11 protein-coding genes are annotated in these 13,248 nt (G+C 63.4%); 5 read left to right on the top strand and 6 right to left on the bottom strand.

From position 1 onward, the window contains the following. Nucleotides 1–78 precede the first annotated feature (78 nt). From JFY56_RS15085 to JFY56_RS15105, 5 genes are all read left to right on the top strand, one after another. Nucleotides 79–1,155: a YCF48-related protein gene (locus JFY56_RS15085; protein ID WP_208314649.1), complete on the top strand. Its 1,077-nt coding sequence runs from the start codon at nucleotides 79–81 to the stop codon at nucleotides 1,153–1,155. Nucleotides 1,156–1,169: 14 nt separating this feature from the next. Further along, nucleotides 1,170–3,551: an efflux RND transporter permease subunit gene (locus JFY56_RS15090; RefSeq protein WP_208314650.1), complete on the top strand. Its 2,382-nt coding sequence runs from the start codon at nucleotides 1,170–1,172 to the stop codon at nucleotides 3,549–3,551. Nucleotides 3,552–3,979: 428 nt separating this feature from the next. Beyond that, complete coding sequence (locus JFY56_RS24735) at nucleotides 3,980–4,423, top strand: SMI1/KNR4 family protein (RefSeq protein ID WP_408004415.1); 444 nt, start codon at nucleotides 3,980–3,982, stop codon at nucleotides 4,421–4,423. Nucleotides 4,424–4,652: 229 nt separating this feature from the next. After that, nucleotides 4,653–5,168: a hypothetical protein gene (locus tag JFY56_RS15100; protein WP_208314652.1), complete on the top strand. Its 516-nt coding sequence runs from the start codon at nucleotides 4,653–4,655 to the stop codon at nucleotides 5,166–5,168. A gap of 282 nt (nucleotides 5,169–5,450) precedes the next feature. After that, the gene (locus JFY56_RS15105; RefSeq protein ID WP_208314653.1) at nucleotides 5,451–6,131 is read left to right on the top strand and encodes an ankyrin repeat domain-containing protein; all 681 of its coding nucleotides are present in this window, start codon (nucleotides 5,451–5,453) and stop codon (nucleotides 6,129–6,131) included. A 176-nt stretch (nucleotides 6,132–6,307) separates the two neighbouring features. Here the strand turns inward: JFY56_RS15105 and JFY56_RS15110 are convergent, their stop codons facing one another. From JFY56_RS15110 to JFY56_RS15135, 6 genes are read right to left on the bottom strand one after another with little or no spacing between them, the layout of a single operon-like run. Further along, nucleotides 6,308–7,939 (bottom strand): BatD family protein, encoded by a 1,632-nt coding sequence (locus JFY56_RS15110; RefSeq protein ID WP_208314654.1) that lies wholly within the window; start codon nucleotides 7,937–7,939, stop codon nucleotides 6,308–6,310. Then, a complete protein-coding gene (locus JFY56_RS15115) occupies nucleotides 7,939–9,684 on the bottom strand; it encodes a VWA domain-containing protein (protein WP_208314655.1) in 1,746 nt (581 codons plus the stop codon). Before JFY56_RS15115 ends, JFY56_RS15110 begins: the two co-directional genes overlap by 1 nt. Next, nucleotides 9,681–10,703 (bottom strand): vWA domain-containing protein, encoded by a 1,023-nt coding sequence (locus JFY56_RS15120; protein WP_208314656.1) that lies wholly within the window; start codon nucleotides 10,701–10,703, stop codon nucleotides 9,681–9,683. Before JFY56_RS15120 ends, JFY56_RS15115 begins: the two co-directional genes overlap by 4 nt. Further along, entirely contained in the window at nucleotides 10,696–11,187 is a 492-nt protein-coding gene (locus JFY56_RS15125; protein ID WP_208314657.1) for a DUF4381 domain-containing protein, read from the bottom strand. The genes JFY56_RS15120 and JFY56_RS15125 overlap by 8 nt, the downstream gene beginning before the upstream one ends. Then, nucleotides 11,184–12,131, bottom strand: a complete 948-nt coding sequence (locus JFY56_RS15130; protein ID WP_208314658.1) for a DUF58 domain-containing protein — start codon at nucleotides 12,129–12,131, stop codon at nucleotides 11,184–11,186. Before JFY56_RS15130 ends, JFY56_RS15125 begins: the two co-directional genes overlap by 4 nt. 43 nt (nucleotides 12,132–12,174) lie before the next feature. Further along, nucleotides 12,175–13,134 (bottom strand): AAA family ATPase, encoded by a 960-nt coding sequence (locus JFY56_RS15135; protein WP_208314659.1) that lies wholly within the window; start codon nucleotides 13,132–13,134, stop codon nucleotides 12,175–12,177. Between the last annotated feature and the right edge of the window lie 114 nt (nucleotides 13,135–13,248).

Here is a 13,248-nt window from a genome sequence, read left to right on the forward strand (position 1 = left end):
TAATTGTCAGCCTGGCAAAAGGCTGGCTATATAGCGACCAACTAACACCGCCCCAATAAGAACAAAGAGGTAAAGGCTATGCGTGAGCCCATGTGGCGCACCCTGAGTGAACAGCCTGCGCTCCACTCGCCCTCCCGCTCGCCGCTACGTAAATCAGTTGCGTTGCTTGGCGCTCTTTCCTGTCTGCTGCTTGCCGCTTCCCCGGTGCATGCCAACGAGCCAGCTCCGGCCGCGGACAGCATCTACTCGATCATGTCGGCGAAAGCCAAGCGAAGCCTCCTCGTGAGCGTCGCCCATGCCGGCAAGCGCCTGGTGGCCGTAGGCGACCACGGGCATATCCTTTACTCCGACGACGACGGCAAGAGCTGGACCCAGGCCAAGGTGCCGACCCGCCAGCTGCTGACCTCGGTCTTCTTCGTCAACGACAAGAAAGGCTGGGCCGTCGGCCATGACGCGCAGATCCTCGCCAGCGAGGACGGTGGCGCGACCTGGACCCGTCAGTTCCAGGACCTCAACCGCGAATCGCCGCTGCTCGACATCTGGTTCCAGGACGAAAACCACGGCCTGGCCGTCGGCGCCTATGGCGCGCTGATGGAAACCCGCGACGGCGGCAAGAACTGGGAAGACGTCAGCGACCGCCTGGACAACGAAGACCAGCTGCACCTGAATTCCATCGCTGCGGTGAAGGATTCCGGCCTGATGATCGTCGGCGAGACCGGCAGCATCTTCCGCTCGGCCGACTTCGGCGAGACCTGGGAAAAGGTCGAAAGCCCCTATGAAGGCTCCCTGTTCGGCGTGGTCGCTACCCGCCAGCCGGGCACCGTTCTGGTGTACGGCCTGCGTGGCCACCTGTTCCGCTCCACCGACTTCGGCGGCCAATGGCATCAGGTGCCGCTGCCGGCCGGCGACGGCGAACTCGAGTTCGGCCTTTCCGAAGGCACCCTGCTGGACAACGGCACCGTAGTGATCGTTGGTCACGGCGGCAGCGTTCTGGAGAGCAAAGACGACGGACAGAGCTTTACTGTCTATAACCGTCCCGATCGCCTCTCGCTGGCCGGTGTCAGTGGCGCCAGCAATGGCGGGCTGATCCTCGTCGGTCAGGGTGGCATCCACGTGGCTTCGGCGACCGGCGCCGAGCCCACAGAACAACAATAAGCCGGGGAATCGGTATGAACGCTGTGAATACACATCACCAGGATAAGGCTACCTTCCTCGAGCGCCTGATCTTCAACAATCGTCCAGTCGTCATCTTCCTCTGCCTGTTGGCGACCGTCTTCCTGTTCTACCAGGCCATCCAGGTGCGCCCGGCAACCAGCTTCGAGAAGATGATCCCGCTCAAGCACCCGTTCATCCAGAACATGCTTGCGCACAGCAACGACCTGGCCAACCTCGGCAACACCGTGCGCATCTCGGTGGAAGCGGTGAATGGCGACATCTTCACCAAGGAGTACATGGATACGCTGAGGCAGATCCATGACGAAGTCTTCTACATCCCGGGTGTCGACCGTGCCGGCCTGAAGTCCCTGTGGAGCCCGAGCGTACGCTGGACCGAGGTGACCGAGGACGGCTTCGCCGGTGGCGAAGTGATCCCGCAGACCTACGACGGTTCCGCGCGTGCCCTTGACGACCTGCGCAACAACATCCTCAAGTCCGGTCAGATCGGCCGCCTGGTAGCGAACAACTTCCGCTCCAGCATCGTCGACGTACCGCTGCTGGAGGTCTACCCGGACGCCAAGGACCAGAGCAAGCTGCTGCACCTGGACTACCGCGATTTCTCCCATGAGCTGGAAGAGAAGATCCGCGACAAGTACCAGTTGCAGAACCCGAACGTGAAGATCCACATCATCGGCTTCGCCAAGAAGGTCGGCGACCTGATCGATGGCCTGATCATGGTTATCGGCTTCTTCGGCATCTGCCTGGCGATTACCCTGGTCCTGCTGTACTGGTTCACCAAGTGCATCCGCAGCACCATCGCCGTACTGTCCACCACCCTGGTGGCGGTGATGTGGCAGCTCGGCCTGCTGCACAGCATCGGCTTCGGTCTCGACCCGTACTCGATGCTTGTACCGTTCCTGATCTTCGCCATCGGTATCTCCCACGGCGTACAGAAGATCAACGGTATCGCCCTGCATTCCAGTGACGCCGAAACCCCGCTGCTGGCTGCGCGCCGTACCTTCCGCCAGCTGTTCCTGCCGGGCATGATCGCCATCCTGGCGGATGCCGTCGGCTTCATCACCCTGCTGGTCATCGACATCGGCGTGATCCGCGAACTGGCCATCGGCGCCTCCATCGGCGTGGCGGTGATCGTGTTCACCAACCTGATCCTGCTGCCGGTGGCTATCTCCTACCTCGGCATCAGCAAGCGCGCGATCCAGCGCAGCAAGGAAGACGCGGTGCGCGAGCATCCGTTCTGGCGCCTGCTGGCCAACTTCGCCAGCCCGGTCGTCGCTCCGATCTCCATCGTCATCGCACTGATCATGTTCGGCCTGGGCATGTGGCAGGGGCATCACCTGAAGATCGGTGACCTCGACCAGGGCGCGCCGGAACTGCGTCCGGACTCCCGCTACAACCTCGACAACGACTTCATCATCAAGAACTTCTCGACCAGTTCCGACGTACTGGTGGTGATGGTGAAAACCGAAGCGGAAGGCTGCTCGGCCTACGGCACCCTGTCGGCCATCGACGAGCTGGCGTGGAAGCTGCAGAACACCGAGGGCGTACAGTCCGCCATCTCCATGGTCACCGTCTCCAAGCAGGCGATCAAAGGGATGAACGAGGGCAACCTGAAGTGGGAAACCCTGTCGCGTAACAAGGACGTGCTGAACAGTTCGATCAGCCGTGCCGAAGGCATGTACAACAGCAACTGCTCGCTGGCTCCCCTGCTGGTCTACCTCAACGACCACAAGGCCGAGACTCTCGACCGCGCGGTGCATGTGGTGCAGGAGTTCGCCCAGGAGAACAACAAGGAAGGCCTGGAGTTCAAGCTGGCCGCGGGTAACGCCGGTATCGAAGCCGCTACCAACGAGGTCATCAAGCAGTCCGAGCTGATCATCCTGGTGCTGGTGTACATCTGCGTGGCGATCATGTGCATGATCACCTTCCGCTCCTTCGCCGCGACCCTGTGCATCGTGCTGCCGCTGATCCTCACCTCCGTGCTGGGTAACGCCCTGATGGCGCTGCTGGGCATCGGCGTGAAGGTGGCGACCCTGCCGGTGATCGCACTCGGCGTGGGTATCGGTGTGGACTACGGTATCTACATCTACACCCGCCTGGAGTCGTTCCTGCGCATGGGCCTGCCGCTGCAGGAAGCCTACTACCAGACGCTGAAGTCCACCGGCAAGGCAGTACTGTTCACCGGCCTGTGCCTGGCGATCGGTGTGGCCACCTGGATCTTCTCGGCGATCAAGTTCCAGGCGGACATGGGCCTGATGCTGACCTTCATGCTCCTCTGGAACATGTTCGGCGCCATCTGGCTGCTGCCGGCCCTGGCCCGCTTCCTGATCAACCCGGAGAAGCTGGCGACCAAGAAGGCATCGATCTTCGCCCACTGATACCGGTAGGCGAAATGAAGAAAACCGCGGCTCAGGCCGCGGTTTTTCTTTTTATGGGGTGTGGGATTGGCGGGGAGGGGGCCAAGAGGGCAGGCGCTATACATGACACCTGCATTTGGAGCAACGAAGCGACAAGGCTGGCTCGGTCAATGCTGGCCAGGTTAATGAGCGACGCAGTGGATACGATCAGGACGGCAGGCTGACAAGTTGCCAGCGATGGGCAGCGAGAGAGGTGAAAAGCGAAGTTTGCTGCGTAATTGCGCCTGTTTGGTCAGCCAATTGCATTGGTGCTGACCACTGTTCATATCCGGCTTGAGCAATATTGGCCGGAATATGCCGTTGGCTACCGGCCAGAAGCTGCCGCTGGGTGCAATGATGGCAAATTCATAGCTACACTCTGGTCTGGCTTAATTCAGGTGTCAGGTCTCATGAAATTAGAGTGGTTCGACCCCACAGATGATCCAATTGACCCTTGTCAGATTGACGGAGCTGAGTCGCTGTTAGGCGTTCGCTTTCCTGCGTCGTATCGAAGTGTCCTTGTCATTCACCACAATTCATACGGCGACGCGGACATTGGAAACCCTGACAGCACCCGTGGGGCCTGTATTGGGCACTGGCTCTCGTTGAAACCTTGGGACAGTGAGTCTATATGGTCATCGCTCGCCACGTGGTCTGAACACCAGTTGCCACATAGCATTATTCCTTTCGGGAGCGATGGCGGAGGAAACTACATTTGCTTCGACTATCGTTCTAATTCAGAGCCAACTGTAGTTTTTTGGTATCACGAGCTTTCTGGAACTGACGGGGTAGTTCCAATTGCCCAAACATTCGATGATTTTGTCAGGCTTCTGCGCTCACCACCTGAAACTTAACTGCCTCAGACTGAAGCCGCTTCGCCGTTGGGCTTTATTCCAGCCTTTGAGCGTTTGAAAAGGGTCGATCTCTGCCAGTCACGACAGGCTGAGGTCGACCAAAAACGGAAGTTCAGTGGAAAAGGGGACAAATTTATTTTCACTGCTCTAATCCAGTCCCAAGAGCCAGCCTTGGAGAGAAAAATAAATCTGTCCACTTTTTTCGTTGAGCGCCTATTGGAGTAAGCGTATGAGAAAAATTTTAAGAATATTTATGCACTTGCTTGGCTTGGCGGCAATAAGCACGGTTGCAATAGAGCCTTCTGAAGTGAAAGCAATGTCAGGTATCGACGAGCAAGTATCAAAGAAGGCAGCTCTTGCTGTTGCACAGTTGAATGAGAGAGCCAAGGGTAAGCTAGATTACTCTGAGGCAAGCATCCAAGTCATCGAGGAATTGGCGTCTGAAGCTGCTCAATACAGCAGTCAGTTGGATTCAAGCACCATAGAGTCTCTGACTCAATTGCTTGGTAGTTACATTCTAGAGGTTGCGCATAGGCAGTATGGAGGCTCTTACTTGTGGTATGAGCCGCAAAATGCTCCGCTTCTCGCTGTTGGTGAGCCAAAGTTTAGCGTTGCAATCGTACCTTTTGAAAAAGTCAGAGGAAGAATATCGGGAGATTCCGCAGACAATCTCGTCTTCTTCTATCAGGGTTTCTCAGAGCGCGTTCGCTCGGCAAAAGGCGATACAGTATCTCTATATAAATGATGATTCTGCATGGCTGCCCGGAGAGGAAAGGGGGACAGATTTATTTTCACTGCTCTAATCCAGCCCCAAGAGCTAGCCTTGGAGAGAGAAATAAATCTGTCCCCTTTTTTGGTCCAAGCGATGCTGATTTTGTAACTGCAGTCCCTGATGCAGCCTAGTTGCTTTGCCGTCAGATCTCTTGAAAAACATCTGCTGATAGGGTGAGCGATGCGATATGGAAAACTCTGGGCAATGGCCCTTGTGGGATGTCTACTCATGACAAATGGGTGTGCGGAAACCATGGTGGGCGGCAAAACTGTGCGTGAGGTGTTTGCCGACGAGCGCGCAGCAGCCCTAGTCGACGCGGCGAGCCGCGGTGACTTTGCGCGAGCCGACGCGCAGATCAAAGCGGGTGCGGACGTCAACGACGTCGGAGACGAGGGGCTCACTCCCTTGTTGTGGGTGATGGGAACGACGCGGGATGTGCGCAAGATCGAATATCTACTAAAGGCCGGCGCCAACCCGAATTACATCGTCAAGCCCGGTGGAGAGTCTGCAATGTATTTTGCGGCCGGCGGTGATAGGCCGGATATCTTGGAGTTGTTGCTGCGATATAAAGGCGATCCGAATCTAACCGGGCCTAGAGGTAATCTAATGTTGGTTAGTGCAGTCGGGCAGTTGCGGGACAAAAATGTCGATCTTTTGTTGAAATATGGCGCGGATATTAATCTCCCCGACAAACACAATAAGACAGTAGCGAACTACGCGGCGATATTCGGTCGATTTGATCTGTTGGCACGATTCTTAGATTTAGGCCTTAACTACGATCTGCAAGGAGTTGCAAGAAGCGTCGCCATCCGACAAGTACCTGCCGATTCCGAGCAGCAACGCTGGAAAGACAAGGTTATCGAAATGCTCAAGGTGCGCGGTGTAATCGTTTCTGCATTCGTCCCAAACAGGACAGGGGATTACTTAAGCGAGTAACTTGGCGGCAGATTGACTCCACCCCAATGCTGCGCAGAGGCCAAATGTCCGCTATAGCGCGCACTGATCAAGTCACACCCAATCGGTGATCAACGCCAATACCAATTGCTGTGCAAGAGAGGGAGCAGTTCATGCCTCCTCTCTCCGGTAGAGAGACATGCTGGAAAAACTCTAAATCAACGCGGATACAACGGCGGCAAGCTGCCGTTCTCTTCCGCCTTGCCATTGGCCGTGGCGATGGTCGGCAGTGCGCCGATGGCTCGCCACAGGTCTTCGCCTTGCCAGGAATGGCCGGTTTCGCTGTATAGCGCGCCATTCAGGCCGTCGAGGGCGTCGGACAGGGGGACGAAGCGGGCGGCCATGTCGGCCAGGGTTTCCGGCTGGTGGCGTGCCCAGGCGTCCAGGGTCTGGCGGGTGGCGTGGGGGTCGTTGGACAGGCAGGCGCGGCGCAGGTCGTCGAGCAGTGTGCGGCTGCTCGGGGCGTTCGCCGCGGCGCGGGCTACTGCCGGCAGCCGGCGGGCGCGCCACCAGAGGCCGAAGCCGAGCAGGGTGGTCAGGCCGAGCACGCCGGTTGCCAGTTGCCAGGGCCACAGACGTTGCTCGCCTGGGAGAACGCTGACCGGCGCAATTTCCTCGTGGGTTTCCAGTTGCGGATTGCGCGCCACGTCCAGGGTTCGTCCGGGCAGGCTGGTGCGTTCGACGCGGTTGTCGCGGGTGTTCCACCAGACCACTTCGACGGGCGGCAGGTAGACCTGGCCGGCGCGGTCGGGCACCAGCGCCTCGCGTTCCTCGCGACTGCCGATCACGGCCTGGTCGGTGTTCTGGTCGGCCAGTTGCGGCAGGTCGGGGTAGTGGCGCAGTTCTTCCGGGAGTGCCTGCGGCAGGGGAGGCAGTTGTGCGCTGGACAGTCCCTCGACGCGCAGCATGATATTGCGCGTCAGCGATTCCCCGGCCCGGGCCTGTTCCGGTTGCGGACTCCAGGTTTCGCTCAGGCTCACCGAGCGGGCTGGCAACCATGGCGCGTCCGCGGGGTAGGTCGCCGGTTTCGGCTGGACCAGCAGCGGGATGCTCGGCGAGGTCACGCGGATCTGCCTGCCCACCGGCGGGCCGAACGGCTGGTAGGGCTCGTTGCCGTCCTGGGATACCTGGGTGGCGCTGAAGGTCTGCCCCGGAATGTTCAGGATGCCGCTCTGCTGCGGGAAGATGGCGTAGCGCGTTTCGATCACGCCGTGGCGCACGCCGTTGATTTCCTTCTCGTAGGTGCGCGACTGGCCGAGCTGTTCGACCCGGGCGTCGGCGATCTGCAGCGGGCTCAGGCTGCTGTCGTCGTACAGCGAAACCGAGTGATAGATGCGCAGGGTGAGGATCACCTGCGCCTGCACATAGATTTCCTGCTGGTCGATGCTGGCATCGATGAACACCGGCGACAGCTTGCGTTTGCTGTCGGTCTGCTCGGCTTTCAGTACCTGCAGGCTGATCGGCGCCGTGGCGCCGCCGTTCAGGTGGAGCGGCGGGATGACCACGATGCCGCTCTGTTTCGGCTGCAGGGTGATGATCCAGCGGGTGGTGGCGCGGGCCTTGCCGCCGAGGGTGGTGAGGCGGTTGACCTGGCGCGTGCCGAGCACCGCGAAGTCCTGTTCGAGCGGCGAGATGTCCGGTTTGCCGAATACCGTGGGGTCGTCCGACTCCAGGGTGAGGTCGATGCTTTCTCCCTCGGCGAGGCGCGAGCGGTCGACGCTGGCGGTGAACGCCGCCTGTGCCGGGACGCTGGCCAGCATGAGCAGGACCGGGAGTATCGACCGTTTCATCATTGCGGATTTTCCTGGCGCTGCTGCTGTTGGTACCAGAACTTGCGACGCAGCAGTTCGGATGGATTATCGGGTATCTGCCGCAGCCATTGTTCGAGAGCCTGGCGGCGCTCGTCGCTGAGCTGGCCGGCAGGTGTCGCTGCGGTCTGGCCGTCGCTCGGCTGTGCTTCGACAGTCTGGCTGGCGGAAGGTTTGTTCGCGCTGGCCTGCGCCATGTTCTGCGCGGCCGGGGAGGGGCGGCTGTCCTGTTCCTGCGCCTGCTGGTCCGTCGCCTGCATTTCGCCGGGCATGGCCGGCCGGGTTTCGCCGCTGTCGCCGGTCTGCTGGGCGTCCGGCCTTGCCTGGGCATTTTCGCCGCTGTCGCCCGATTCTTCGCGCTGGCGCAGGAGGTCCTGCAGCAGTGCCTTGTTCTTCAGCGCCGGCTGCAGTTCGGGCGCCTGTTCCAGGGCCAGGTCGTAGGCGTCGATGGCGGCTTCCAGTTCACCCGACCGGGCCAGGGCGTTGCCGCGATTGTAGTGGTCGGCGGGCTGGTCGCCCTGGGCGAAGGCCTGCGCCGCGGCGGCATAGGCGCCGGCCCGGTAGAGGGCCAGGCCGCGCCAGCGGAAGTCCTCGAAATGGCTGGCGGCTTCCCTGGGCCGGTCCGCGTCGAGCAGGCGCTGGCCCTGCTGGTCCGCGCGCAGCCAGAGGTCGGCGAAGTCGAAGGCGTTGGCCGGCTGCGGCGAACTCCACAGCACGGGCAGCAATGCCAGGCTGAACAGCCAGCCGCGGCGGCCGGCGCAGGCGGCGAGCAACAGCAGCGGGAGCAGCAGCCAGTAGCCCTGGTCGGCCCAGCGTTGCAGGAGCAGCATGGTGTCTTCGCCACTCTGCACGCCGCTGGCGCGATCCAGCAGGCCAAGGGCGCGCAGGTCGCCGATGCCGGGCACCAGGCGCTGGTAGCCGGCGTCCAGCGCGCTGGCGAAACGTCGCAGCCCCGCATCGTCGAGACGCGGCACGACGATGCGGCCCTGTTCATCCTTCAGATAGCTGCCGTCCTCTTCGGCTATCGGTGCGCCGCCTGCGGTGCCGACGGCGAGCAGCGAGAGACGCTGGCCGTCGCCTTCCATTTCCGCGCGGATACCCTGGCGCTCGGCTTCGTCCAGGCTGCTGGCCATCAGCAGCAGCCGGCCATGTCCCTGGGCGCCCTGTTCGAGCAGTTGCAGGGCCTGGCGCACGGCGAGGTCGGCGCGCTGGCCGGGCTCGGGCATGATCGACGGCTTGATGGCTTCCAGCAGGTTGCGCGCGGTGGCCAGGTCGTTGGACAGCGGCACCAGGGTATGCGCGCTGCCGGCGTAGACGACGATGGCCGTCTGCGCGTCGCTGCGTGCCTGCAGCAGGTCGAGCAGCTTGCGCCGAACCCGTTCCAGGCGGTTGGGGGCGAGGTCGGTGGCGAGCATTTCCGGCGTCAGCTCGACGATTACCACCAGCGGATCGTTGCGCTGCATGGCCGGTTGCTCGATGCGTTGCCAGCTCGGCCCGAGCAGGGCGAGCACCGCCAGCAGCCAGGCGAGGCCGAGATACAACCATGGGCTGCGGTCGGGGCGTTTCTTGCTGCCGCTGAGCAGCCAGGGATGGAAGGCCTGGGGCAGCAGCAGTTGCCAGCGGCCGGCGCGGCGCCGGCGGTGCAGGAGTTTCCACACCAGCCAGGCGAACAGCGGCAGAGCCAGCAGCCACCACGGCCGCAGCAGATGGGGCAGGAGCTCGCTCATGGACGCCTCCGCGGCAGGCGCGGCGACCAGCGCCAGTCTTCCGGCGGCCACAGTTCGCACACCACCAGCAGCACGCTGAGCAGCAGCGCGCCGGCCAGCGGCCAGGCGTACAGGGCCAGGGCCGGGCGGGCCTGGGTGGGTTTCTGCGCGACCGGTTCGAGCCGGTCGAGGCTGGCGGAGATGCCGCGCAGTTCTTCGCCGTTGCGTGCGCGGAAATATTCCGCACCAGTGGTTTCGGCGATTGCCCGGAGCGTAGTCTCGTCGAGGTCGAGCCCGGGATTGAGGCCGAGGATGCCGGCGACGCTGCCTTGCTGGGGATCGGCGCCGATGCCGATGGTGTAGACCTTGACCTGCTCTTCCGCCGCCAGCCGCGCGGCGGTGAGCGGGGCGATGGCGCCGCCGGTGTTGGCGCCGTCGGTGATCAGCACCAGTACGCGGCTGTCCGCCGGGCGCTGGCGCAGGCGCTTGACGGCGAGGCCGATGGCGTCGCCGATGGCGGTGTCCTTGCCGGCGATGCCGATCAGCGCTTCGTCGAGCCAGACGCGCACGGTATGCCGGTCGAAGGTCAGCGGCGCCTGCAGGTAGGCATTGCTGCCGAACAGGATCAGTCCGACGCGGTCGCCGTTGCGTTCCTCGATGAAGTCGCCGAAGAGCTTCTTCACCAGTTCCAGGCGGCTGATGGTGCCGTCGTCCCAGTTCATGTCGGCGTAGTCCATGGACCCGGACACATCCACGGCGATCATCAGGTCGCGGCCGCTGGCGGGAATCGGCAGCGGCTCGCCGACCCATTGCGGGCGCGCCGTGGCGGTCAGCAGCAGGAGCCAGAGCAGGGCGAACGGCGCCTGCTGGCGCCAGGCCGGCAGGCGCGCGCGGGCGCGGCGGCCGGCGAGTCCTTCGAGTTCGTCGAGGAAGCTGACCTTCAGCGCCGCCTCGCCGCTGTCGGCCGTCGGCAGCACCAGGCGCAGCAGCCAGGGCAGCGGGGCGAGCAGGAAGATCCACGGCCAGGCGAATTCAAACATGCTTGCGTACCCAGGTTTCCACCGCGCCGGTCAGGCCGTCGATGGCCTTGTCGTCCAGCTTGCATTCGCCGCGGTAGCCGCCTTCCACCAGGATCATCCAGCGGGTCAGGCCGGCGGCCGGGCAGCGGTTGTCCAGATAGGCCAGCCAGGCGCGGCCGCTCAGGGTGTGGCTGCGTTCGTTCGGCCAGCGCGCGCGGCACAGGCGCTTGAGCAGGCCGTTGAGCGCCTGCAGCCAGGGACCGGCCGGTGCGCCGTCATAGGGTTTCGGCAGCCGCGCGAGTTCTTCGAGGGCGGCGCTGCGCAGTGGATCGAGAGGGGCCTCGGCGACCTGCTGCCTTCTGCGCGGCAGCTTGTCGCGAAACCGCCAGAGCAGCCAGACCAGCAGCGGCAGCAGGGCGGCGAGCGCCCACCAGCCGGGCGCCGGCGGCCACCAGGGAACTGCGGCGGGCTGGATCAGGGGCTCAAGTTGGTCGAGCGGGTTCATGGACGGTAACCGGGCTGATGCTGCGCCAGCAGGTCGCGCAACTGGTCCACCAGTTCTTCCTGGGTGGTCAGCGGCAGCAGTGGTACGCCGAGGCGCTGGGCCAGGCGCTGCCAGCGCTCGCGGCGCGCTTCGCCAAGGGCGCGATAGGCCAGGCGCTGCTCGTCGATGTGGGTGTCCAGTTCCAGGTGCGCCGGGCCTTCGGCAAAGCGCAGCAGGCCGGCGGCAGGCAGCGCCTGGTCGAGCGGATCGGACAGCGGCAGGAGGATCAGGTCGGTGTGGCGGGCGAGCAGCGCCAGTTGCTGCTCGACGGTATCACTCAGCGCCCGCTCGTCGCAGAGGATCAGCACCAGGCTGCCTGGCCGCAGCACCTCGCGGACGCGCCGCAGGGCGGTGCCGAAACCATCGCCATGGCCGTTCTGTGCGGTCCCGGCAAGGAGTCCGTGATTGGCCCGGACGATCAGGTTGAGCAGTTGCAGCAGGCTCTTCTTGCTGCGCCGCGGCTTGATTTCGTGGCACTCGCTGTCGCTGAACACCAGCCCGCCGATGCGGTCGTTGTGCGCCAGCGCCGACCAGCCGATGAACGCCGCGGCCTGCGCGGCCAGCACCGACTTGAACAGCAGTCCGGAGCCGAAGAACAACCTCTGGCTCTGTTCGACGAGGATGAACACCGGCCGCTCGCGTTCCTCGTGGAACAGCTTGGTGTGTGGTTCGAGGGTGCGCGCGGTGACGCGCCAGTCGATGTTGCGCACGTCGTCGCCGGCCTGGTAGATGCGCACCTGGTCGAAGTCCACGCCGCGCCCGCGCAGACGCGAGTGGTGCAGGCCGATCAGCGGGCTGCGTCGCGCCGGAGTGGAGAACAGCTGCACTTCGCGCACGCGGTGACGCATCTCGATCAGTTCGGCGAGAGTGATGCAGACGCCGGCGGGCGCGGGCTGGGTATGCATGCTGGGGCGGCCGCTCAACGGGCCGCGGCGACGGCGCGCGGCATCACGCCACCGCCACCACGTCGAGGATGCGCTGGACCACGCGATCTTGGTCGATGCCCGCCGCTTCCGCCTCGAAGGTGAGGATCAGGCGGTGGCGCAGCACGTCGAACAGCATCGCCTGGATGTCTTCCGGGCTGACGAAGTCGCGGCCGGCCAGCCAGGCGTGCGCACGCGCGCAGCGGTCGAGGGCGATGGAGCCGCGCGGGCTGGCGCCGTAGGAAATCCACTCGGCCAGTTCCGGGTCGTACTTGGCCGGGGTGCGGGTGGCCATGATCAGTTGCACCAGGTATTCCTCCACCGCGTCGGCCATATAAAGGCCGAGGATTTCATGGCGGGCGGCGAAGATCGCTTCCTGGGTCACGCGGCGCTCCGGCTTGGTTTCGCCGTGGATCGCCTCGCCGCGCGCCTGCTGTAGGATGCGCCGTTCCACCGAGGCTTCCGGGTAGCCGATCTTCACGTGCATGAGGAAGCGGTCGAGCTGGGCTTCCGGCAGCGGATAGGTGCCTTCCTGCTCGATGGGGTTCTGCGTCGCCATCACCAGGAACAGCGGAGGCAGGTTGTAGGTGCTGCGGCCGACGCTGACCTGCCGCTCGGCCATGGCTTCGAGCAGCGCGGACTGCACCTTGGCCGGTGCGCGGTTGATCTCGTCGGCCAGCACCAGGTGGTGGAAGATCGGCCCCTGCTGGAAGACGAAGGTGCCGTTTTCCGGGCGGTAGATCTCGGTGCCGGTGATGTCCGCCGGGAGCAGGTCGGGGGTGAACTGGATGCGGTGGAACTCGGCCTCCAGGCCTTCCGCCAGGTCCTTGATGGCCTTGGTCTTGGCCAGCCCGGGCGCGCCTTCCACCAGCAGGTGGCCGTCGGCGAGGAGGGCGATGAGCAGGCGCTCGATGAGCTTTTCCTGGCCGAGAATCTGGCTTGAGAGATATTGTCGCAGCGCGAGAAGCGACTCACGATGGGGCATCGAGGGATTTCCTGGGCAGGGAATACGGGCCGGGACCAGCCTGATCGGGGCATCTACTTTACTGCATTGGCGGGGCCTCTTGCATGGCCGTGGCGCCGAGCCCTGGTCGTCGGT

Origin of the sequence: Pseudomonas schmalbachii (assembly GCF_017589465.1) — a bacterium.
Taxonomy (GTDB): Bacteria; Pseudomonadota; Gammaproteobacteria; order Pseudomonadales; family Pseudomonadaceae; genus Pseudomonas; species Pseudomonas schmalbachii.